Raw genomic sequence first — 20,427 nt, forward strand, 5'->3', positions numbered from 1 at the left:
CCGGTCCCTAGGGGCGCGGGGTGACTACCGAATCGGCATCCCGGAAAGCGTCCGAGCGATCACCAGCCGCTGAATCTCGCTCGTACCCTCAAAAATGGTGTAAATGGCCGCATCCCGGTGCATCCGCTCCACCGGATACTCGCGGGTGTAGCCATTTCCACCCAGGATCTGGATCGCCTGACCGGTGACCTTCTTCGCCGTCTCACTGGCGAACAACTTGGACATCGACCCCTCGGCCGCGGTGAACGGCTTCCCGTTGACCGCCATCCACGAAGCCCGCCACACCAGCAGACGCGCGGCATCGATCGACGTACGCATGTCGGCGAGCTGGAACGCGACACCCTGATTGTCGATGATCGGACGCCCGAACTGCTCACGCGTCATCGCATAGTCGAGGGCGACCTCGTACGCGGCGCGGGCCGTGCCCACCGCCATGGCCCCGACCGCCGGACGCGACGCCTCGAACGTGGCCATCGCGGCGTTCTTCACCCGCTCGCCGCCACCCGCCTTGGCGCGCTCCCGGGCGCGGGCCAGGCGCTCGTCCAGCTTCGCCTTGCCGCCGAGCAGGCAGGACCCGGGGATGCGAACGTTGTCGAGGACGACCTCCGCGGTGTGCGAGGCACGAATGCCGTGCTTCTTGAACTTCTGGCCCTGGGAGAGGCCCGGCGTGCTCGGCGGCACGATGAAGGAGGCGTGTCCCTTGGAGCCGAGGTCCGGGTCGACGACCGCGACGACGACATGGACATTGGCGATGCCACCGTTGGTCGCCCAGGTCTTGGTGCCGTTGAGCACCCACTCGTCCTTGGCCTCGTCATAGACGGCACGCGTGCGCATGGAGGCGACGTCGGAGCCGGCGTCGGGCTCGGAGGAGCAGAAGGCCGCGACCTTGACATCGTTGGCGTCGCCGTACATCTGCGGGATCCAGGTGCCGATCTGCTCCTCGGTGCCGTTGGCGAGGACGCCCACGGCGGCGAGGCCGGTGCCGACGATCGACAGGGCGATGCCCGCGTCGCCCCAGAACAGCTCCTCCATGGCCATGGGTATGCCGAGACCGGTCGGGTCGAAGTACTGCTGGGCGTAGAAGTCCAGGGAGTAGATGCCGACCTTCGCGGCTTCCTGGATGACCGGCCAGGGAGTCTCCTCGCGCTCGTCCCACTCGGCGGCCGCGGGGCGGATCACATCGGCGGCGAACCCGTGGAGCCAGTCGCGGACCTCCCTCTGTTCGTCGTTGAGCTCCATGGTGAACTCGGCCATGACCCCTCCAGCACTGCACTAAAGTGTTACTTGCGGTAACTGGAGTCTGTTACTGATCAGTAGTAGAAGTCAACTCCCACGTACCGCTCGGCAGCCCGTTCGATACGCATGGGCCGATGAGTGTTACTTTGCGCAGGCGTCACCGAATCACCACGGGTGGGGAGAGATCATGGACACCACACAGCGGACCGATCAGCAGAGGTCCGCCGACCGCCGCCGGCGCGAGCTGCTGGAGGCCGCCGACAGAGTGGTGCTCCGCGACGGCCCCGGGGCCTCGATGAACGCCATCGCCGCCGAGGCGGGCATCACCAAGCCGATCCTGTACCGCCACTTCGGCGACAAGGGTGGACTGTACGCGGCCCTGGCCAAGCGGCACACCGACGCCCTCCTCGGAGCGCTGCGGGCCGCGCTGGACGCGCCCGCGGAGCGCCGGGAGCGGGTGGAGGCCACGCTCGACACGTATCTCGCGGCCATCGAGGCGCACCCTCAGGTCTACCGCTTCCTGATGCACCCCACGGAGGGCGCCTCGTCCGCCGACCAGGGCTTCGACCTGGGCAAGCACTCCGCGCCGCTGCTGCGACGCATGGGCGAGGAGTTGGCCGAGGTCATCGAGGAACGGGTGGATCTCGGACCGGGCAGTCAGCAGTTGGCGCGGGTGTGGGGGCACGGGATCGTCGGCATGATGCATGCCGCCGGGGACTGGTGGCTCGGTGAGCAGCCCTGCTCCCGGGCCGAGTTGGTACGGAGTCTGGCCGATCTGCTGTGGGGCCGGCTGGCCGCGGCCGGCGATCGTGTCGGGGGTCCTGGGTTCTGAGGTCGGGTGCCGGCTGCGGGTTGTTCGTGGCACCCGCAGTCGGCCCGCGAAGCTCAGCGCCCCCAAGACGCCCGCGCCGCCTGCCTCATCACCCGGCGCCGGCGCCAACCGCTCAACCGGTCCACGTACAGACCGCCCTGCAGATGGTCGTACTCGTGCTGCAGACACCGGGCGAACCACCCCGTGCCCCGCACCGACACCGGCTCCCCGTCCACCGTGAAACCCTCGACAACGGCGTGGTCGTACCGCTCCGTCCCCGCTTCCAGGCCGGGCAGCGAGAGACAGCCCTCCGGCCCGCGCAGCACCACTCCGTCCGCCTCGACGAGACGGGGGTTCACCACGTGTCCCAGATGGCGGACATCCTCGTCGTCCGGGCAGTCGTACACGAAGACCCGCGACGCGACGCCGACCTGGTTCGCGGCGAGGCCGACGCCCCGGGCGGCGTACATCGTCGCGAACATGTCCTCGACGAGTTGCGCGAGTTCGGGACCGAAGTCCGTGACGTCTTCACACGGTGTGTGCAGAACGGGGTCGCCGAGCAGAGTCACCGGCCGGACGCGCCCTCGGGTGCCGGGGATGGAGCCGTGTCGCATGGCGGCAAGGGTACGGTCCTCATGAGCGCGCGAATGTCGCGCGGGCACCGTGGAGGTGCCGCGATTCGGGCACGTGAGTGGATCTCGATAGGCTGAGGCCCACACGGTGCCGGGGGCAGAGGCGCGGCGCGTACGCAAGGAGGATCGAGAAACGATGTCAGGCAACTCGGACCCGCTGACGCCGCGGGCCAAGCTGGCCGTGACGGCGGGCAAGGCGGCGGCGGCCGTCTCGCGGGCCGCCGGACGCGGCAGCGGATCGGTGATCGGCGGCCGGGTGGCACTCAAGCTCGACCCCGATCTGCTGGCCAGGCTCGCCACACACCTGGACGTGATCCTGGTGTCGGCGACCAACGGCAAGACCACGACCACCCGGCTGATCGCGGAGGCGCTGCGCGCCGCGGGCCCGGTCGTGTCCAACGCGCTGGGCGCCAACATGCCGGCCGGTATCACCTCGGCTCTCGCCGGGGGCTCGGACGCGAAGTTCGCGGTCATCGAGGTCGACGAGAAGTACCTCGCGGGTGTCGCCCGCGACACCGACCCGAAGTGCATCGCCCTGCTCAACCTCTCCCGCGACCAGCTCGACCGGGCCGCCGAGACCCGGATGATGGCCGAGCACTGGCGCGAGGGCCTGGCCGGTTCCAAGGCCGTCGTGGTCGCCAACGCCGACGACCCGCTCGTCGTGTGGGCCGCTTCCTCCTCGCCGAACGTCATGTGGGTGGCGGCCGGTCAGATGTGGAAGGACGACGCCTGGTCCTGCCCGTCCTGCGGCGGTGTGATGCAGCGCCCCGGAGACGACTGGTTCTGCGGCGACTGCGGCTTCCGCCGTCCGACGCCGACCTGGGCGCTGTCCGGGGACCACGTCCTCGACCCGCACGGCTCCGCGTGGCCGATCCACCTCCAGCTGCCCGGCCGGGCCAACAAGGCGAACGCCGCCTCGTCGGCCGCCGTCGCCGCGGTCTTCGGGGTGCCCCCGCAGGTCGCCCTGGAGCGCATGTACCAGGTGCAGGCGGTCGCCGGACGCTACGACGTGGTGCAGTTCATGCAGCGCGACCTGCGTCTGCTGCTCGCCAAGAACCCCGCGGGCTGGCTCGAGACGTTCTCCCTGATCGACCCTCCGCCGACCCCGGTCATCCTGTCCGTGAACGCGCGGGGCGCCGACGGTACCGACACCTCCTGGCTGTGGGACGTCGACTACACCCGGCTGACCGGGCACCCCATCTTCGTGCTCGGCGACCGCAAGCTCGACCTCGCCGTGCGTCTCGAGGTCGCCAACCAGTCCTTCCAGGTCTGCGAGAACCTCGACCAGGCGGTGCAGCTCGCCCCGCCCGGTCGCATCGAGGTCATCGCGAACTACACCGCATTCCAGGATTTGAGGCGTCGTGTCGGCAACTGAGCAGCCACGGAGGACCAAGAGAATGAGTGACAACAGCCTGCGCCTGGTGTGGATCTACCCGGACCTGCTGAGCACCTACGGCGACCAGGGCAACGCCCTCGTCGTGGAGCGCCGGGCCCGCCAGCGCGGTCTCGACGTCGCCCGTCTCGACGTACGCAGCGACCAGCCGATCCCGACCTCCGGCGACATCTATCTGATCGGCGGCGGCGAGGACCGGCCGCAGCGGCTCGCCGCGGAGCGTCTGCGCCGCGACGGCGGTCTGCACCGCGCGGTGGGCAACGGCGCGATCGTCTTCTCGGTCTGCGCCGGCTACCAGATCCTCGGCCACGAGTTCATCAACGACCTCGGGCAGCGCGAGCCGGGCCTCGGCCTGCTCGACGTGGTCTCGGTACGCGGCGAGGGCGAGCGGTGCGTCGGCGACGTACTCGGAGACATCGACCCGCGCCTCGGCCTGCCGCAGCTGACCGGCTTCGAGAACCACCAGGGCGTCACCCACCTCGGCCCCACCGCGCGTCCGTTCGCGCAAGTGCGGCTCGGCAAGGGCAACGGCACCGGCGACGGCACCGAGGGCGCGTACAACGACACGGTCTTCGGCACGTACATGCACGGACCCGTGCTCGCCCGCAACCCGCAGATCGCGGACCTGCTGCTGAAGCTGGCGCTCGACGTGAACGCGCTGCCGCCGATCGACGACCGCTGGTACGAGGCACTCCGGGGCGAGCGCATCTCCGCGGCGCAGCAGCCCGCCTGAACGGTCGACCAACAACGGACAAACGGTACGGGATGTCCACAGGGCGCGCTCGAGGGATACCTCAAGCGCGCCCTAGGCGTATCGGGCACGGTGTACCCAGGTCGGGCCCGCCTGACCGCATGTCCGCTCACTTGTGCGGCCGCGTCCACCAGGCGGACGCCCGCTACGGCACCACCCCGTCCCGCCGGTAGGGTGACCGGGATTCCAGCCGGACAGCGTGGTCCGGTACCCGGCCCACGTTGAGAAGGTATTTCGGGCTATGCGCATTGGTGTCCTCACGTCCGGCGGCGACTGCCCCGGCCTGAACGCCGTCATCCGGTCCGTCGTGCACCGCGCCGTCGTCGACCACGGCGACGAGGTCATCGGCTTCCGGGACGGCTGGAAGGGGCTTCTGGAGTGCGACTACCTGAAGCTCGACCTCGACGCGGTGAGCGGCATCCTGGCTCGCGGCGGCACGATCCTCGGCTCCTCCCGGGTCCAGCCCGCGCAGCTGCGTGACGGCGTGGAGCGGGCCAAGGGCCATGTCGAGGAGCTCGGCCTCGACGCGATCATCCCGATCGGCGGCGAGGGCACGCTGAAGGCGGCCCGGCTGCTCTCGGACAACGGCCTGCCGATCGTCGGCGTACCGAAGACCATCGACAACGACATCGCCGTCACGGACGTGACCTTCGGCTTCGACACGGCCGTCGGCGTCGCGACCGAGGCCCTGGACCGGCTGAAGACCACCGCCGAGTCCCACCAGCGGGTGCTGATCGTGGAGGTCATGGGCCGCCACACGGGCTGGATCGCCCTGCACTCCGGCATGGCGGCGGGCGCGCACGCCATCGTCGTCCCCGAACGCCCCTTCGACATCGAGGAGTTGGCCGCGCGGGTCGGCGAGCGCTTCGAGGCGGGCAAGCGGTTCGCGATCGTCGTCGCCGCGGAGGGGGCGAAGCCTCGCCCGGGCACCATGGAGTTCGACGAGGGCGGCAAGGACGTCTACGGGCACGAGCGCTTCGCCGGCATCGCCCGGCAGCTCTCCCTGGAGCTGGAGGAGCGCCTCGGCAAGGAGGCCCGGCCGGTGATCCTCGGGCACGTCCAGCGCGGGGGGACCCCGACGGCGTACGACCGCGTGCTCGCCACGCGGTTCGGCTGGCACGCGGTGGAGGCCGCGCATCGCGGCGACTTCGGGAAGATGACCGCGCTGCGGGGGACCGACATCGTCATGGTGTCGCTCGCGGAGGCGGTGGAGAGCCTGAAGACGGTTCCTGAGGAGCGGTACGCGGAAGCGGAGTGCGTGCTCTGAGGGTTCGTTCTCGGCTGCGGCAGCATCGTGGCGTGTCGCGCAGTTCCCCGCGCCCCTGACGCGGCGCCGCACTGACCCCGGTCACAGTTGTGGCCGGGGTCAGTCCTACTCTGGTTCGGACAGACAGCGCACAACGTACGAATCAGGAGCCGGCGGATGGATCACAGCGGGCACGGCATGACCATGGATCTGCCGCCGTTCACGCTGGGGCGGGGGCTCGAGTGGTCCGCGGACCCGTTCTTCCTCGTCGCCTGCCTGGTGGGACTCGGCCTGTACGGCTGGGGGGTTGTGCGGCTCGCGCGGCGCGGTGACAAGTGGTCGGTCGGGCGGACCATAGCCTTCGTGCTCGGCGTGCTGACCGTGATGCTCGTGATGTGCACCAAGCTGAACGACTACGGCATGGTCATGTTCAGCGTGCACATGGTGCAGCACATGGTGATCAGCATGCTCTCGCCGATCCTGATCCTGCTCGGAGCGCCGATCACGCTGGCGCTGCGCGCGCTGCCGGTGGCCGCCACGCGCGGCAACAAGGGGCCGCGTGAACTGCTCCTGATGTTCCTGCACAGCCGCTACATGCGGATCATCACGCATCCGGCGTTCACGATCCCGCTGTTCATCGCGAGCCTGTACGCGCTGTACTTCTCCCCCATCTTCGACTTCCTGATGGGCTCCAAGACCGGGCACATCGCGATGATGTGCCACTTCCTCGCCGTCGGCCTGGTCTTCTTCTGGCCGATCATGGGCGTCGACCCCGGACCGCACCGGCCGGGCTATCTGATGCGGATGCTGGAGCTGTTCGCGGGCATGCCGTTCCACGCGTTCTTCGGTATCGCGCTGATGATGGCGTCCGCGCCGATGGTGGAGACGTACAAGAACCCGCCCGCCTCGCTCGGCATCGACGCGCTCTCCGACCAGAGCGCCGCGGGCGGCATCGCCTGGGCGTTCAGCGAGATCCCCTCCGTCCTCGTGCTGATCGCGCTGCTCTTCCAGTGGTACGCCTCCGAGAAGCGGCAGGCCCGCCGCACGGACCGGGCCGCCGACCGCGACGGTGACAAGGAACTCGAGGCGTACAACGCCTATCTGGCCTCACTCAACGCACGCGGCCGCTGAATTAACTTTGCAATTCACCTTGCGTGAAGGGCTTTTCGGTTCAGTAGCATGGGGGGACAACGGGGGAAACCGCAGGGGGAGCGGTCATGTCAATTCGTGCGTCCATGCAAAGGGCGGGGATTTCCGCCGCCCGACGGCTCGCTCTACTGCTGGTTTCGGTACTGATAGTCAGCGGGTGCAGCAAATCCGATCAGTTGTTCGTGGTACGGGCCGTGGCGGTGGGGGTTTCCTCGGTCTCCCCCTTCTTCAAGGAGGACCGACAGCTCGGCACGGACATCCATCTGCCCGAGGCCCGGCCCAGTGGTGGCGTGCAGGCCAGTAACAGTCCCGGGCTGTACGGCGGAGCCCCTGACGGCAGCGACGGAAGCGGTTCACCGGCGCCGGCGCCCGAACCCGGTACCGCACCCGGCACCGACACCGGCCCTGGCACCGGCGTGTGGGGCGGCACCACGAAACCCGGCACCTGCGCCGTGGCGAAGTTGAAGAAATTCCTCACCGACCCCAAGAACTCGGCGAAGGCCCAGGAATGGGCGCGGGTCCTGCATATAAGCACCGATCAGATCCCGGGTTATATCGATCAACTCACACCCGTCGTACTGCGTCACGACACTCTCGTGACGAATCACGACTACAAGAACGGCAAGGCGGTTTCGTACGCCGCGCTGCTGCAGGCCGGAATCGCCATTCTGGTCGACCAACAGGGACTGCCCGCGGTGAAGTGCTCCTGTGGCAATCCGCTGCTCCCCTTCGAGGGAAAGGCCTCGAAGACCGATGTGCGGTTCAAGAACGGCAACGATCAGTGGGCCGACTACCGGCAGGACCGCGTCGTGATGGTCGAGCCGCCGCCCGGGGCGCAGGAGATCCACAAGCTCCAGCTCGTCGACGTGCGCAACCCCGACCGGGGGATCGCCCGCCCGGTGGGCAGCGACGGCAGCCGGGACAAGTCCTTCGACACCCAGCAGAAGCACGCCGTGCCACCGGTCACCGGCATGACCTTCGCCGAGGCCACCCGGCGGCTGACCGACGCGGGGCTGGGAATGTCGTACGCCGGTGACACCCTGCCGGCCGACGACGCCCAGGTGACGGCGTCCCGGCCGACCGAGGGCAGCCAGGTCGCCTGGGGCACGTCGGTCGTCCTGTCGGCGCGGTCCGACAGCCCGTCCGCGAGCGGCGGTGGTCCGGCCACGCCGCCGGCTTCCGGCACGGGCACGGGCGGCACGAACGGAGCGGGCGGCACGAGCGGAGCGGGTTCGGATCCCGGGACGACCCCGCCGACCTCGTCGGGGGGATCGTCCGGCTCCTCGTCCGACGGCTCCTCGTCCGACGGCGCGTCGTCGGGCAGCGCCTCGTCGTCCGGCAGCGGCACCGGGTCGGGTGCCCCTACGGACACGGTCACCCCCACCCCCACGAAGACCGCCACGTCCACGGGCACGCCCACCAACACCCCCACGGACACGAGCGGCGGAACGGGCGGCGGAACGACGTCGACCCCGTCGCACACCTCTCCGACCGGCTCACCTACGAGCACTGCCCCGACCACCCCCACGGCCACCGCCCCGACCGTGCCGACGTCGCACGAACCGACGTCACACGAACCGACCTCGCACGAACCGACCTCGACCAAGCCCACCGTCAGCAGCGCGCCGCCGCGGAGTGAGCCCGTGTCGAGCACACCGCCCGCCCCGGTCGACCCGGGTACGAGCGACTCCGCGCCCGGTGGGTCCACCGAGAGCGCGGCCTGACCCGCGTACGACAACGCAGAACCCGGGGGCAACCGGATGACAGCAGGATCAGCGCAGTCGGGAGTGGGCCGGATCATCGACGGCCGGTATCTGCTTCTGAAGCAGGTCGGCTCCGGCGGGATGGGCCACGTCTGGCTCGCCCACGACCAGCGGCTCGACTGCGACGTGGCGCTCAAGGAGATCAGGTTCCGCGATGTGCGGGAGGGGAGTGAGGAGCACGAGTCGCGGATCGCGCGCGCCCGCGCCGAGGCCCGGCACGCGGCGGTCCTGCGCGGCCACCCGCACGTGGTGACGGTCCACGACGTCCTGGAGCACGACGGCCTGCCATGGATCGTGATGGAGTACGTGGCGGGAGCCGAGGACCTGCGGGCCTGGCTCGCCCGGCGCGGCCCGCTGGCACCCGACGAGTGCGCCCGCGTCGGCCTCGCGGTGCTGGACGCGCTGACCGCCGGGCACGAGCGCGGCATCATGCACCGGGACGTCAAACCGGCCAACATCCTGCTCGCCCCGGACCGCGCGGGCACCCCCGGCGCGCGCGTCCTCCTCACCGACTACGGCGTCTCGGTCCAGCCGGACTCCCCCGAGACCCGCTGGACCCGTACCTCCGTCCTCGTCGGCACGGCCGGCTATCTGGCACCGGAACGGGCGCAGGGCGGGCAGCCGACCGCGGCCGCCGACCTGTTCTCGCTGGGCTGCACTCTGTACTTCGGTGTGGAGGGCCACGGCCCCTTCGACCGCGACAGCCACCTGGGGGCGCTCGCCGCGGTGGTCTCGGAGGAGGCGCCGCCGTCCCGGCGGGCCGGTGCGCTGGGGCCGATCATCGACGCGCTGCTGGTCAAGGACCCCGCCCTGCGGATCTCCGCGGAACGGACGGCGGCGGCCCTGGCCCGGATCATCCTGCCCGAGCCCCATCCGCCGACCCAGGTCGACACCGGCTCCCAGCCCGCGTGGGCGGGGCTCGTCACCTCCGACGGGCCCGGCGGTCCCGCGCCACCGGGCCGCCCCCCGGGCGGCCCCCCGGGCGGCCCGTCCAGGGACCACGACTACGCGCCGCCCGCACACGACCAGAGCCCGTCCCCCGCCCGGGACCAGGGACTGGCCCGGGAACGGGGTTTCGCGGCGCCGGGTTCGTACGTCCCCACGGCCCAGGCCTCTCCCGCGCCGACGCAGCACCCGGCGTACGCACCCATGGCGCAGGCAGCCGGTGCCCCGGCCGCGTACGCCCCTCGCCCGGGCCAGGGCTTCGGTCCGCCGACCCCGCTCCCCCCGCAGCCCGGTGCCGGTTTCGGTCCGCCCAGCTTCGTGGGGCCCGCCGCACCCGCCCCGGGTCCCGGCGGGAGGCGTCACAGGCGGACACTGCTCCTGCAGGTGACCGCCGCACTGCTCCTCGCTCTGTCGCTGACGGCGGGAGTGATCTGGGGTATGGCCCGGTACGACGGGACGCGGACGCCCGTAGCCCCGTACGGCGCCGGGGTCGGGCTCTCCGCACCGCTCAAGAAGGGCGACTGCGTACTGAGCGACCCGTCCCCCGCACCGTCCTCGGGTACCCCGCGTCTGCGACTGGATCCGAGCTGCGGAGCGCTGCGCCCCGACGGGCAGGTGATGGAGCTGTACAAGGCCCGCTCCTTCGAGGAGGCCGGCAGCGACGGACCGGACCAGTGCGCGGAGCGGACGAAGGCGACCGCCGACAAACTCGCCTGGCACGTCCAGAGCCTGGCCGTGGTGCCCACCCGCGAGGGCTTCGACGCCACCGGCGGGAACGTCGCATGCCTGCTGGTCGGGAAGCACGGTCCGGTGTACGGCAGGCTCGGCCCCCTCCGCCCGTACGGGATGACGTTCGAGGACGCGACCCAGATGCAGCAGGACGACTGCCTCGGCCATGCCCGCGGGGACGCGAGCGAATACACCCACTACGAACTCGTCTCCTGCGACCAGGACCATGTGGGCAAGGTCTTCCGGATCACGCACCTCACCACCCTCACACCCGGCAAGAAGCCCGATGCCGAGGCGGACGCACAATGCGCGGCCGACGCCCCGCCGCAGCGACTCGACTATCCCGCCGACACCTATGTGAGTCATGGCCTGCGCAGCACAGGACTGTGGAGGAAGGGGTACTACCTGGTGGTCTGCAGCATCGAGCGTCTGGACAAGTCCCTCATGCACGGAGGCGAGTAGCACACCCGGCCCTGGCGAACTACGTCCCTTCGGGTGAAAATGGGCGCAGGCCACGGCCCGCGTCGCGGACCCCGCCGGGAGAAGGGTGTACTGCGATGCCCGGTTCGACGAAGGCGATGGGGGTGCTCACCGTCGGCGGACTCGTCATGGTGACGGCCTACACGGTGGCGCTCGGCAGCAACGGCTGGCTGTGGTTCGGCTGGGTGGTGCTCGGTCTGCTCACCATCGGCATGGTGGCCTCGCGCAACGCCTGACCGCGCGCACGGGTCACTGTCACTCCCTGGGCAGCGGTCCCGCCGAGTGCACCCCCGGCTGGTACTTCGGCAGCCGGGCGGTGATCTTCATGCCCGCTCCCACCGCGGTCTCGATGACGAGGCCGTACTCGTCCCCGTACACCTGGCGGAGCCGGTCGTCGACGTTGGACAGTCCGATGCCGCCGGAGGGGCTCACCTCCCCGGCGAGGATCCGGCGCAGCCGGTCGGGGTCCATCCCGGTGCCGTTGTCCTCGATCACGACCAGCGCCTCGGCGCCCGCGTCCTGGGCGGTGATGCTGATGTGGCTCTTGTCGGTCTTGCCCTCCAGTCCGTGTTTGACGGCGTTCTCCACGAGGGGCTGGAGGCAGAGGAAGGGCAGCGCGACCGGCAGCACCTCGGGGGCTATCTGCAGGGTGACCGAGAGGCGGTCGCCGAAGCGGGCTCTGACCAGCGCCAAGTAGTGGTCGATGGCGTGCAGTTCGTCGGCGAGGGTGGTGAAGTCGCCGTGCCTGCGGAACGAGTAGCGCGTGAAGTCGGCGAATTCCAGGAGCAGTTCGCGGGCTCGCTCGGGGTCGGTGCGGACGAACGAGGCGATCACCGCCAGCGAGTTGAAGATGAAGTGCGGGGAGATCTGGGCGCGCAGGGCCTTGATCTCGGCCTCGATCAGACGGGTGCGGGACTGGTCGAGGTCGGCGAGTTCCAGTTGCACGGAGACCCAGCGGGCGACCTCACCCGCGGCCCGGACGAGGACGGCGGACTCGCGGGGCGCGCAGGCGACGAGCGCTCCGTGGACGCGGTCGTCGACGGTGAGCGGTGCGACGACGGCCCAGCGCAGGGAGCAGTCGGGCTCGTCGCACTTCAGCCGGAAGGCCTCGCCGCGGCCGGTCTCCAGGGGGCTGCCGAGCCGTTCCATGATCTCGGTGCGGTGGTGCTCCCCCAGACCGTCCCAGGCGAGGACGGTGTCCTGGTCGGTGAGGCACAGGGCGTCCGTGCCGAGCAGGGTGCGCAGTCGGCGGGCGGACTTGCGGGCGGTCTCGCCGGTGAGGCCCGCGCGCAGTGGGGGCGCGGCCAGCGAGGCGGTGTGCAGGGTCTCGAAGGTGGCGTGTTCGACGGGGGTGCCGAGGCCGCCGAGGTTCTCGGGCCGCGCGGTGCGCCTGCCGAGCCAGAACCCGGCGGCGAGCAGCGGGAGCACGGCGACGCACAGGCCCGCCAGGAATCCGCTCACGCCGTCACCGCCTCGCTCGACGATCCACTCACGCCTTGGCCTCCCCGCGTGCGTCGGCGTCCGCGCGCCTGTCTCCTCCGGCCAGTTCTTCCGGCAGGTGGAACCGGGCCAGGATCGCCGCCGTTCCGGACGGCACCCGTCCGGCCGTGGCCAGCGACACCAGGATCATGGTGAGGAATCCGAGCGGCACCGACCAGAGCGCGGGCCAGGCGAGCAGTGCGTGCAGCGCGCCCGAGCCCGGGTAGCCCGCCATGGTCGCGGCGACGGCGACGAAGGCGGCGCCGCCGCCGACGAGCATTCCGGCGGCCGCGCCCGGTGGGGTCAGCCGCCGCCACCAGATGCCGAGGACGAGCAGCGGGCAGAAGGAGGACGCGGACACGGCGAAGGCGAGTCCGACGGCGTCGGCGACGGGCAGTCCGCCGACGATCACGCTCGCCGCGAGGGGTACCGCCATGGCGAGCACGGTGCCCAGCCGGAAGTGGCGTACGCCGCGTGAGGGCAGCACGTCCTGGGTGAGCACCCCGGCCACCGCCATGGTCAGTCCGGACGCGGTCGACAGGAACGCCGCGAAGGCCCCGCCCGCCACCAGCGCGCCCAGGAGATCCGCGCCGAGCCCGCCGATCACGCGGTCGGGCAGCAGCAGGACGGCGGCGTCGGCGTTCCCGGTGAGGCTCAGTTCGGGGGCGTACAGGCGGCCGAGCGCCCCGTAGACGGGCGGCAGCAGGTAGAACGCGCCGATGAGGCCGAGGACGGCGACCGTGGTGCGGCGGGCCGCGACGCCGTGCGGGCTGGTGTAGAAGCGGACGACGACGTGCGGCAGTCCCATCGTGCCGAGGAAGGTCGCGAGGATCAGTCCGTACGTGGCGTACAGCGGGCGTTCCTCGCGGCCCGCCGCCAGCGAGGTCGACATGCCGCCGTTGCTGCCCCGGTCGGCCGCCGGGACAGGGTCGCCCTTGGCGAAGGTGAGCCGGGTGCCGCGCTCGATGCGGTGGACGCCCGAGCGGAGTCGGAGCCGCTCGCCGTCGTAGCGGTGGCCGTCGACCTTGCCGGTGGCCGTGACGCCCAGCGGGGCCGAGAGCCTCAGGTCGAGGCTGTCGTCGATACGGACGACGCGCTGTTCGCGGAAGGTCGCGGGTTCGGCGAAGGCCTGGCGCGGGGCGCCGTCGGCCTGCCAGGCGAGGACCAGGAAGAGTGCGGGGACCAGCAGGGCGGTGAGCTTGAGCCAGTACTGGAAGGCCTGTACGAAGGTGATGCTGCGCATGCCTCCGGCGGCGACGGTGGCGACCACGACGACCGCGACGAGCACCCCGCCGAACCAGTCGGGCGCGTCGGTCAGGACGGCCAACGTCAGCCCGGCGCCCTGTAGTTGGGGCAGCAGATACAGCCAGCCGACCCCGACCACGAAGGCTCCGGCGAGGCGTCGCACGGCCGGTGAGCCGAGGCGTGCCTCCGCGAAGTCGGGCAGGGTGTACGCGCCGGAGCGGCGCAGCGGGGCCGCGACGAACAGGAGCAGCACGAGATAGCCGGCCGTGTAGCCGACGGGGTACCAGAGCATGTCGGGGCCCTGGACGAGGACGAGGCCCGCTATGCCGAGGAAGGAGGCGGCGGAGAGGTACTCGCCGCTGATCGCGGCCGCGTTGAGCCGGGGGCCCACGGTGCGTGAGGCGACGTAGAAGTCGGAGGTGGTCCGGGAGATGCGCAGGCCGAACGCGCCGACCAGGACGGTCGCCACGACGACGAGGGCGACAGCGGGGACGGCGTAGTTCTGATTCACGGCTCAGCGGTCCTCGACCAGGCGCACGAAGTCCTTCTCGTTGCGTTCCGCGCGCCGCACGTACCAGCGGGCGAGCAGGACCAGGGGCGGGTAGACGCAGAAGCCGAGCACGGCCCACTCCAGGCTCGCGCCGTCCGGCATAGCGGCGAAGACCAGGGGCAGTGGCCCGACCAGCAGGACCAGTACGGCGAACACCACTAGCGCGGCGCGGAGTTGACTGCGCATCAGGGAGCGGACGTAGGTGTGGCCGAGCGTGGTCTGTTCGTCGATCTCGGTCCTGGGCCGGTAGTAGCCGGAGGTGCGGCGGGTGCGCCGGGGCACCCCGGTGACGACCACCCGGCGTTCGGTCGGGTCCTGCGGCACGCCGCTTCCCCCTCTCAGCTCGTGGTCCGGCGCATCAGCAGATCGCGCAGTTCGCGGGTGTGCCGACGGCTGACCTGGAGTTCGACGGAGTCGACGAAGACGCTCACGGCGCCCGCGTCCAGGCGGAGTTCGCCGATGTGGCGCAGGGCGACGAGATGGCGCCGGTGGATGCGGACGAAGCCGCGTGAGCGCCAGCGTTCCTCCAGGGTGGAGAGCGGGATGCGGACGAGATGGCTGCCCTGGGCGGTGTGCAGACGTGCGTAGTCGCCGTGTGCTTCGACGTGGGTGATGTCCTCGACGGCCACGAAGCGGGTGACGCCGCCCAGTTCGACGGATATGTGGTCCGGGTCGGGCTCGTGGACGGGTATCCGCGGTGCGGTGTCCTGGAGTTGGGCGGCCCGCCGGACGGCTTCGGCCAGCCGCTCCCGCCGTACCGGCTTGAGGACGTAGTCGACGGCCTTGAGGTCGAAGGCCTGGACGGCGAAGCCTTCGTGGGCGGTGACGAACACGACGAGCGGCGGTGCGGCGAAACCGGTGAGCAGCCGGGCGAGGTCGAGTCCGTCGAGTCCGGGCATGTGGATGTCGAGGAAGACGACGTCGATGGCTTCGGGCCCGCCGGGTCCGGATTCCAGGGCCCGGTTGATCCGGCGCAGCGCCTCGGTCGCGTCGCTCGCGCCCTCGGCGCTGGAGATCCGGGGATCGGCGTTCAGGAGGTAGAGGAGTTCCTCGAGGGACGGTTGTTCGTCGTCGACGGCGAGCGCGCGCAGCATGACAGTGGAGTGTAGGAGCGATCGGCATGCCTGGACATGTGCGGGACGTGGACGTCGCCGCCGGACATGCGGACGTTGTCGCTGGTTGCGTGGACGTTGTCGCTGGATACAGTGCCGCCATGAACAGCAAGCCCGCGATGTTCGACGAACTCGACCGCAAGATCATCACGGCCCTGATGGCCAACGCCCGGACGAGCTTCGCCGAGATCGGCACGGCGATCGGACTGTCGGCCACCGCGGTCAAGCGCCGTGTCGACCGGCTCCGCGAGACCGGTGTGATCACCGGGTTCACGGCCACGGTGAAGCCGACGGCGCTCGGCTGGCGCACGGAGGCGTACGTCGAGGTGTACTGCGAGGGCGCGGCGCCGCCCCGGCGGCTCGCGGAGGTGGTCCGCAACCATCCGGAGATCACCGCGGCCATGACGGTGACGGGCGGCGCGGACGCGCTGCTCCATGTGCGGGCCACGGATGTGGACCACTTCGAGGAGGTGCTGGAGCGGATCCGCACCGAGCCCTTCATCCGGAAGACGATCAGCTACATGGTGCTGTCGCACCTGCTGCCGGAGGCCCCGGAGGCGGGAGCCACCCACGCGGCCCCACAGGATGCAATGGACGCATCAAACCTGCGTTGACCTGAGTCATTACGCAGCGATGCTGCGCACACACGCAGCTCTCGTCTCTTGTCGCCCGTATCCCCCGTTTCCTACCTTGGAGGCACCCCCAGTCGACACCGCAGGAAGCGGAGGAACCTCTCTGTGCCTGACAGCCGTGTGCCGCGCCCTCGGCGCTTTCTCGTCTGTGAACCCAGACACTTCGCCGTGCAGTACGCGATCAATCCCTGGATGCATCCCGACGCCCACGTGGACGTCGATCTGGCCCGTGACCAGTGGGCGGCGCTGATCGGCGCCTACCGGGCCCACGGCCACACCGTGGACACCGTGGAACCCGTGGCGGATCTCCCGGACATGGTGTTCGCGGCGAACTCCGCGCTGGTCCTGGCGGGCCGGGTCTTCGGCTCGTACTTCCACGCGCCGCAGCGCCGCCCCGAGTCCACCGCGTACGAGACCTGGTTCAAGGCGGCCGGTTTCGACGTCTACCGTCCCGAATCCGTCTGCGAGGGCGAGGGCGACCTCGTCCCGGTGGGCCGGTACGTACTGGCCGGCACCGGATTCCGTACGACCCCCGAGGCGCACCGCGAGGTGCAGGAGTTCTTCGGTGTCCCGGTGGTCAGCCTCCAGCTGGTGGACCCGCGCTTCTACCATCTGGACACGGCGCTCTTCGTCCTGGACGACGGGCCCGAGGCGAACATCGCGTACTACCCGGAGGCGTTCTCGCCCGGCAGTCGCGAGGTCCTGGCCCGGCTCTTCCCGGACGCGGTGCTCGCGACCCGTGAGGACGCGTTCACCTTCGGCCTGAACTCCGTCTCCGACGGCCGCCACGTGTTCATCGCGCCGCGCGCCGAGGCCCTCGCCGACCGGCTCGCCCGCCACGGCTACGTCCCCGTCCCCGTCGACCTCTCCGAGTTCCACAAGGCCGGCGGTGGCATCAAGTGCTGCACCCAGGAGATCCGCTCATGACCGCTCCCGCCCGTACGCTCGCGTCCTCCGCCGCCGGTCCGCGCTCCTCCGCCGACCTGATCCGCGCCGAGGAGCCCGTCCTCGCACACAACTACCACCCGCTGCCCGTGGTCGTCGCCCACGCCGAGGGCACCTGGGTCGAGGACGTCGAGGGCCGCCGCTACCTCGACATGCTGGCGGGCTACTCGGCCCTCAACTTCGGCCACCGCAACCCGGTGCTGATCGACGCGGCCCATCGTCAGCTGGACCGGCTGACGCTCACCTCGCGCGCCTTCCACAACGACCGGCTGGCCCAGTTCGCCGAGTCGCTGGCCGAGTTGACCGGCCTGGACATGGTCCTGCCGATGAACACGGGCGCGGAGGCGGTGGAGAGCGCCATCAAGGTGGCCCGCAAGTGGGCGTACGAGGTGAAGGGCGTCGCGCCGGACCGGGCGACGATCGTGGTGGCCGCGGACAACTTCCACGGCCGTACGACGACGATCGTGAGCTTCTCCACGGACGAGACGGCCCGCGCCGGCTTCGGCCCCTTCACCCCGGGCTTCCGCGTCGTCCCGTACAACGACCTCGCCGCGCTGGAAGCGGCCGTCGACGAGACCACCGCGGCCGTGCTGATCGAGCCCATCCAGGGCGAGGCGGGCGTCGTCATCCCGGACGACGGCTACCTGACCCGTGTCCGGGAGCTGACCCGGCGCGCCGGCTGTCTGTTCATCGCGGACGAGATCCAGTCCGGCCTGGGCCGCACCGGCACCACGCTCGCCGTGGAACACGAGGACGTCGTCCCCGACCTGCTCCTCCTGGGCAAGGCGCTCGGCGGCGGCATCGTGCCGGTGTCGGCGGTGGTCGGCCGCCGGGACGTGCTCGGGGTGCTGCGGCCCGGTGAGCACGGCTCGACCTTCGGCGGCAATCCGCTGGCCGCGGCGGTCGGCTCCGCGGTCGTCGGACTCCTGGAGACCGGTGAATACCAGGGCAGGGCGGCCGAGTTGGGCGTGGTCCTGCGCAGTGGCCTGACGGCGCTCGTGGGCCGGGGCGTGGAGGGCTTCCGCTCTCGCGGGCTGTGGGCGGGCGTCGACATCGACCCGGCCATCGGCACCGGGCGCGAGATCAGCGAGGGCCTGATGCGCGAGGGAGTTCTGGTCAAGGACACCCATGGATCGACGATCCGGCTGGCCCCGCCGTTGACCATCACCGGTGAGGAACTCCACTCCGCCCTGGGCGCCTTGGAGAAGGTGCTGTCACAGGGGGTCTGACACCGGCGCCGGCGGCCGCCGGCGCCTTGGTGGGCACGCCGCGCTCCCCTCGCCCGGCCGCACCGCCGACGGGCGCCTGCCCCGGAACACCGGGGCAGGCGCCCGCGCCGCTCTGCGATCGACCTGTTGAGGAGTGCAGACAGGCGATCATTCGGCGGTGAGCTCCGCGAGTTGCTCGGCCGCTGTCGTGTTGCCCTGGTCGGCGAGGCGTCGCAGCTCGTCCATGTTGTCCTGTTCGGTCACGAGTTCGATCAGCTGGTCGGTGGCCGTGGTGTTGCCGCGGTCCGAGAGGCGGCGCAGTTCTTGGAGGTCGCCTTGCTCTGCGGCGAGTTGGATGAGCTCGTCGGTCGCGGTGGCGTTGCCCGCGTCCGCGAGGCGGCGCAGTTCGTTCAGATCGCCGAGTTCGGTGGCGAGTTCGATCAGCTCGTCGGTCGCGGAGGCGTCGCCGTGCTCGGCGCGTTCCCGCAAGGCAGACAGTTCGGGCTCGGTCATGACGGGCAACCTGTCCGTGGTTTCGCTCCGGGACCGGCCGGCCCTGGACTTTGTGCGGCTATGCGCGGGGGCGGGGCAGCTTTCCCGAGGCGCGCAGTGTGTCGCGGTGTGCGTGCCACTCGTCCACCAGCCTGGGCAGGCGGACGGCCAGGAACTCGGCCAGTGCGGCCATCTCTTCGAGTGGCGCGCGCCGCTCCGGTGGAGCGTCGGTGAGCAGTGCCAGCCCCTCCCTGAACAGCGCCGCGTGCTCCTTGTGGATGGCGGAGTCGAAGTTCCGCGGCTGCCGGTCGGCCGGATCGAGGCTCACCCGGTCCATGCGCTCGCCGGCGGCACGTGTGCGCCGCGCCGTCCCGTGGCTCTCGAGCAGCTTCACCGCACCGGTGATGGCACTCCGGCTCGCCAGCAGCGCCTGGCTCAGCTCGTCGATCGTCTGCTGAGGCGGATCGCAGACGAGCAGGTACCCCAACAGGCGCCCGGCCATCGGCGGAAACCCGTACTGGCGGGCGTAGAACCGCCCGACGTGGTCGGCGAAGATCAGCCGGCTGTCATTCGGCACCTCGCGTACCCGGCTCTCATTCGGCACCTCGCGAACCTAGCACCAATGACGGAGATGACACAGATTTGTGTCATCTCCGTCGCGGGCGACGGCGAAGCGCGGATGTTCAGTCGGTGACCGCGGTGGCTTCGACCTCCACCAGATGGTCGGGGACGTCCAGTGCCGCCACGCCGATCAGCGTGGCCGGCGCCATCGGGGTGATCCCCAGCTTCGCGGAGGCCCGCGCGACTCCCTCCAGGAACAGGGGCATCTTGTCGGGGGTCCAGTCGACGACGTAGGCGGTCAGCTTCGCCACATCGTCGAAGGAAGCACCGACCTCGGCCAGCGCGGTGCCGACGTTGAGGTAGCTCCGCTCGACCTGAGCGGCGAGGTCACCTTCGCCGACCGTGACCCCCTCGGCGTCCCAGGCGACCTGCCCGGCGACGAAGACCAGCTTCGACCCGGTCGCGATCGACACCTGCCGGTACACCGGGATCTTCGGCAATCCGCCGGGGTTCACCAGGGTGATGGCCATGTTGCCTGCCTCCTTGTCATGAGGGCCCGTGGCTCGCGTCCACCGAGCCACGAGACCCTCGGTCTCTTGTGGTTACTCGGGAACTGTAGGAGAGTGGCCGCTGACCTGGAAGAACGCACTTTTCAGTGACTGGGGAACCTTATGGTGACCAAGCAGTTCAACGGTTCGCCCGAGGATGCGGACCTGAGGCGCGCGGACTCTTTGGCGCGGGAGATCTTCTCCGACGTCGCCAACAAGTGGGCGTTCCTGATCATCGAGGCTCTCGGTGAACGCACCCTGCGCTTCACCGAGCTGCGCGACGAGATCGAGGGCATCAGCCACAAGATGCTCACCCAGAACCTGCGCATGCTGGAGCGCAACGGCCTGGTCGAGCGCCGCGTGCACCCCACCGTGCCGCCGCGGGTCGAATACACCCTCACCGAATCGGGCCAGGGTCTTCGCGCCACGGTCGACGCCATGTGCGGCTGGACCCAGCGGTACCTCAGCCACATCGAGGCCGCCCGCCGCCGCTTCGACGCCTGACGGCTGGAGCACTCAC

21 protein-coding genes are annotated in these 20,427 nt (G+C 70.6%); 12 read left to right on the top strand and 9 right to left on the bottom strand.

Going from position 1 to position 20,427, the window contains the following annotated elements:
• Positions 1-24 precede the first annotated feature (24 nt).
• On the bottom strand, positions 25-1,254 hold the full coding sequence (locus tag FNV62_RS10855) for an acyl-CoA dehydrogenase family protein (protein ID WP_097283728.1): 1,230 nt from the start codon (positions 1,252-1,254) through the stop codon (positions 25-27).
• Positions 1,255-1,423: 169 nt separating this feature from the next.
• On the opposite strand from FNV62_RS10855, the gene FNV62_RS10860 reads away from it, so the two are divergent.
• Complete coding sequence (locus tag FNV62_RS10860; protein WP_054228952.1) at positions 1,424-2,068, top strand: TetR family transcriptional regulator; 645 nt, start codon at positions 1,424-1,426, stop codon at positions 2,066-2,068.
• Positions 2,069-2,121: 53 nt separating this feature from the next.
• On the opposite strand, the gene def is transcribed toward FNV62_RS10860, so the two are convergent.
• Complete coding sequence (gene def / locus FNV62_RS10865) at positions 2,122-2,661, bottom strand: peptide deformylase (RefSeq protein ID WP_164331655.1); 540 nt, start codon at positions 2,659-2,661, stop codon at positions 2,122-2,124.
• Between the two features lie 154 nt (positions 2,662-2,815).
• On the opposite strand from def, the gene FNV62_RS10870 reads away from it, so the two are divergent.
• The 7 genes from FNV62_RS10870 (at position 2,816) to FNV62_RS54555 (ending at position 11,371) form a co-directional block, all read left to right on the top strand.
• Positions 2,816-4,054, top strand: a complete 1,239-nt coding sequence (locus FNV62_RS10870; protein ID WP_054228954.1) for a MurT ligase domain-containing protein — start codon at positions 2,816-2,818, stop codon at positions 4,052-4,054.
• Positions 4,055-4,076: 22 nt separating this feature from the next.
• Positions 4,077-4,805, top strand: a complete 729-nt coding sequence (locus tag FNV62_RS10875) for a type 1 glutamine amidotransferase (RefSeq protein ID WP_054228955.1) — start codon at positions 4,077-4,079, stop codon at positions 4,803-4,805.
• 259 nt (positions 4,806-5,064) lie between these two features.
• A complete protein-coding gene (locus FNV62_RS10880; RefSeq protein WP_054228956.1) occupies positions 5,065-6,090 on the top strand; it encodes a 6-phosphofructokinase in 1,026 nt (341 codons plus the stop codon).
• 156 nt (positions 6,091-6,246) lie between these two features.
• A complete protein-coding gene (locus FNV62_RS10885; protein ID WP_054228957.1) occupies positions 6,247-7,200 on the top strand; it encodes a cytochrome c oxidase assembly protein in 954 nt (317 codons plus the stop codon).
• A gap of 212 nt (positions 7,201-7,412) precedes the next feature.
• Positions 7,413-8,942: a PASTA domain-containing protein gene (locus FNV62_RS10890; protein ID WP_164331657.1), complete on the top strand. Its 1,530-nt coding sequence runs from the start codon at positions 7,413-7,415 to the stop codon at positions 8,940-8,942.
• Between the two features lie 36 nt (positions 8,943-8,978).
• Positions 8,979-11,117 (top strand): serine/threonine-protein kinase, encoded by a 2,139-nt coding sequence (locus tag FNV62_RS10895; protein ID WP_143612780.1) that lies wholly within the window; start codon positions 8,979-8,981, stop codon positions 11,115-11,117.
• A 95-nt stretch (positions 11,118-11,212) separates the two neighbouring features.
• Entirely contained in the window at positions 11,213-11,371 is a 159-nt protein-coding gene (locus FNV62_RS54555; RefSeq protein WP_168489788.1) for a hypothetical protein, read from the top strand.
• Between the two features lie 19 nt (positions 11,372-11,390).
• Here the strand turns inward: FNV62_RS54555 and FNV62_RS10900 are convergent, their stop codons facing one another.
• From FNV62_RS10900 to FNV62_RS10915, 4 genes are read right to left on the bottom strand one after another with little or no spacing between them, the layout of a single operon-like run.
• On the bottom strand, positions 11,391-12,596 hold the full coding sequence (locus tag FNV62_RS10900; RefSeq protein WP_054228960.1) for a sensor histidine kinase: 1,206 nt from the start codon (positions 12,594-12,596) through the stop codon (positions 11,391-11,393).
• Between the two features lie 28 nt (positions 12,597-12,624).
• The gene (locus FNV62_RS10905; RefSeq protein WP_143607495.1) at positions 12,625-14,370 is read right to left on the bottom strand and encodes a cation acetate symporter; all 1,746 of its coding nucleotides are present in this window, start codon (positions 14,368-14,370) and stop codon (positions 12,625-12,627) included.
• A 3-nt stretch (positions 14,371-14,373) separates the two neighbouring features.
• Positions 14,374-14,733, bottom strand: a complete 360-nt coding sequence (locus tag FNV62_RS10910) for a hypothetical protein (RefSeq protein ID WP_054228962.1) — start codon at positions 14,731-14,733, stop codon at positions 14,374-14,376.
• Positions 14,734-14,747: 14 nt separating this feature from the next.
• Positions 14,748-15,503 (bottom strand): LytR/AlgR family response regulator transcription factor, encoded by a 756-nt coding sequence (locus FNV62_RS10915; protein WP_097283732.1) that lies wholly within the window; start codon positions 15,501-15,503, stop codon positions 14,748-14,750.
• A 119-nt stretch (positions 15,504-15,622) separates the two neighbouring features.
• On the opposite strand from FNV62_RS10915, the gene FNV62_RS10920 reads away from it, so the two are divergent.
• The 3 genes from FNV62_RS10920 to rocD all read left to right on the top strand — a co-directional run bounded on the left by FNV62_RS10920 (position 15,623) and on the right by rocD (position 18,327).
• The gene (locus tag FNV62_RS10920) at positions 15,623-16,135 is read left to right on the top strand and encodes an Lrp/AsnC family transcriptional regulator (protein WP_054228964.1); all 513 of its coding nucleotides are present in this window, start codon (positions 15,623-15,625) and stop codon (positions 16,133-16,135) included.
• Positions 16,136-16,258: 123 nt separating this feature from the next.
• Positions 16,259-17,080, top strand: coding sequence for a dimethylargininase (ddaH, locus tag FNV62_RS10925; protein ID WP_097283733.1), 822 nt, complete (start codon positions 16,259-16,261; stop codon positions 17,078-17,080).
• Entirely contained in the window at positions 17,077-18,327 is a 1,251-nt protein-coding gene (rocD, locus tag FNV62_RS10930; protein WP_144315150.1) for an ornithine--oxo-acid transaminase, read from the top strand. The genes ddaH and rocD overlap by 4 nt, the downstream gene beginning before the upstream one ends.
• Before the next feature lie 147 nt (positions 18,328-18,474).
• Here rocD and FNV62_RS10935 read toward each other — a convergent pair whose 3' ends face one another.
• The 3 genes from FNV62_RS10935 to FNV62_RS10945 all read right to left on the bottom strand — a co-directional run bounded on the left by FNV62_RS10935 (position 18,475) and on the right by FNV62_RS10945 (position 19,889).
• Entirely contained in the window at positions 18,475-18,819 is a 345-nt protein-coding gene (locus tag FNV62_RS10935) for a hypothetical protein (RefSeq protein ID WP_205522456.1), read from the bottom strand.
• A 58-nt stretch (positions 18,820-18,877) separates the two neighbouring features.
• Positions 18,878-19,402 carry a GbsR/MarR family transcriptional regulator gene (locus FNV62_RS10940; protein ID WP_205522457.1) on the bottom strand — a complete coding sequence of 175 codons (525 nt, stop codon included), beginning with the start codon at positions 19,400-19,402 and terminating at the stop codon, positions 18,878-18,880.
• A 79-nt stretch (positions 19,403-19,481) separates the two neighbouring features.
• Entirely contained in the window at positions 19,482-19,889 is a 408-nt protein-coding gene (locus FNV62_RS10945) for a RidA family protein (RefSeq protein ID WP_097283736.1), read from the bottom strand.
• 141 nt (positions 19,890-20,030) lie between these two features.
• Here FNV62_RS10945 and FNV62_RS10950 point away from each other — a divergent pair, with 141 nt between their 5' ends.
• Entirely contained in the window at positions 20,031-20,411 is a 381-nt protein-coding gene (locus tag FNV62_RS10950; protein WP_143607499.1) for a winged helix-turn-helix transcriptional regulator, read from the top strand.
• Positions 20,412-20,427 lie beyond the last annotated feature (16 nt).

Source organism: Streptomyces sp. RLB3-17 (genome assembly GCF_007113425.2).
Classification (GTDB): domain Bacteria; phylum Actinomycetota; class Actinomycetes; order Streptomycetales; family Streptomycetaceae; genus Streptomyces; species Streptomyces mirabilis_D.

Bases quoted from the DNA above. Each gene is read 5' to 3' on its own strand.
- FNV62_RS10855 (WP_097283728.1), bottom strand. From the start codon at position 1,254: ATGGCCGAGTTCACCATGGAGCTCAACGACGAACAGAGGGAGGTCCGC.
- FNV62_RS10860 (WP_054228952.1), top strand. From the start codon at position 1,424: ATGGACACCACACAGCGGACCGATCAGCAGAGGTCCGCCGACCGCCGC.
- def (WP_164331655.1), bottom strand. From the start codon at position 2,661: ATGCGACACGGCTCCATCCCCGGCACCCGAGGGCGCGTCCGGCCGGTG.
- FNV62_RS10870 (WP_054228954.1), top strand. From the start codon at position 2,816: ATGTCAGGCAACTCGGACCCGCTGACGCCGCGGGCCAAGCTGGCCGTG.
- FNV62_RS10875 (WP_054228955.1), top strand. From the start codon at position 4,077: ATGAGTGACAACAGCCTGCGCCTGGTGTGGATCTACCCGGACCTGCTG.
- FNV62_RS10880 (WP_054228956.1), top strand. From the start codon at position 5,065: ATGCGCATTGGTGTCCTCACGTCCGGCGGCGACTGCCCCGGCCTGAAC.
- FNV62_RS10885 (WP_054228957.1), top strand. From the start codon at position 6,247: ATGGATCACAGCGGGCACGGCATGACCATGGATCTGCCGCCGTTCACG.
- FNV62_RS10895 (WP_143612780.1), top strand. From the start codon at position 8,979: ATGACAGCAGGATCAGCGCAGTCGGGAGTGGGCCGGATCATCGACGGC.
- FNV62_RS54555 (WP_168489788.1), top strand. From the start codon at position 11,213: ATGCCCGGTTCGACGAAGGCGATGGGGGTGCTCACCGTCGGCGGACTC.
- FNV62_RS10915 (WP_097283732.1), bottom strand. From the start codon at position 15,503: ATGCTGCGCGCGCTCGCCGTCGACGACGAACAACCGTCCCTCGAGGAA.
- FNV62_RS10920 (WP_054228964.1), top strand. From the start codon at position 15,623: ATGAACAGCAAGCCCGCGATGTTCGACGAACTCGACCGCAAGATCATC.
- rocD (WP_144315150.1), top strand. From the start codon at position 17,077: ATGACCGCTCCCGCCCGTACGCTCGCGTCCTCCGCCGCCGGTCCGCGC.
- FNV62_RS10935 (WP_205522456.1), bottom strand. From the start codon at position 18,819: ATGACCGAGCCCGAACTGTCTGCCTTGCGGGAACGCGCCGAGCACGGC.
- FNV62_RS10945 (WP_097283736.1), bottom strand. From the start codon at position 19,889: ATGGCCATCACCCTGGTGAACCCCGGCGGATTGCCGAAGATCCCGGTG.
- FNV62_RS10950 (WP_143607499.1), top strand. From the start codon at position 20,031: ATGGTGACCAAGCAGTTCAACGGTTCGCCCGAGGATGCGGACCTGAGG.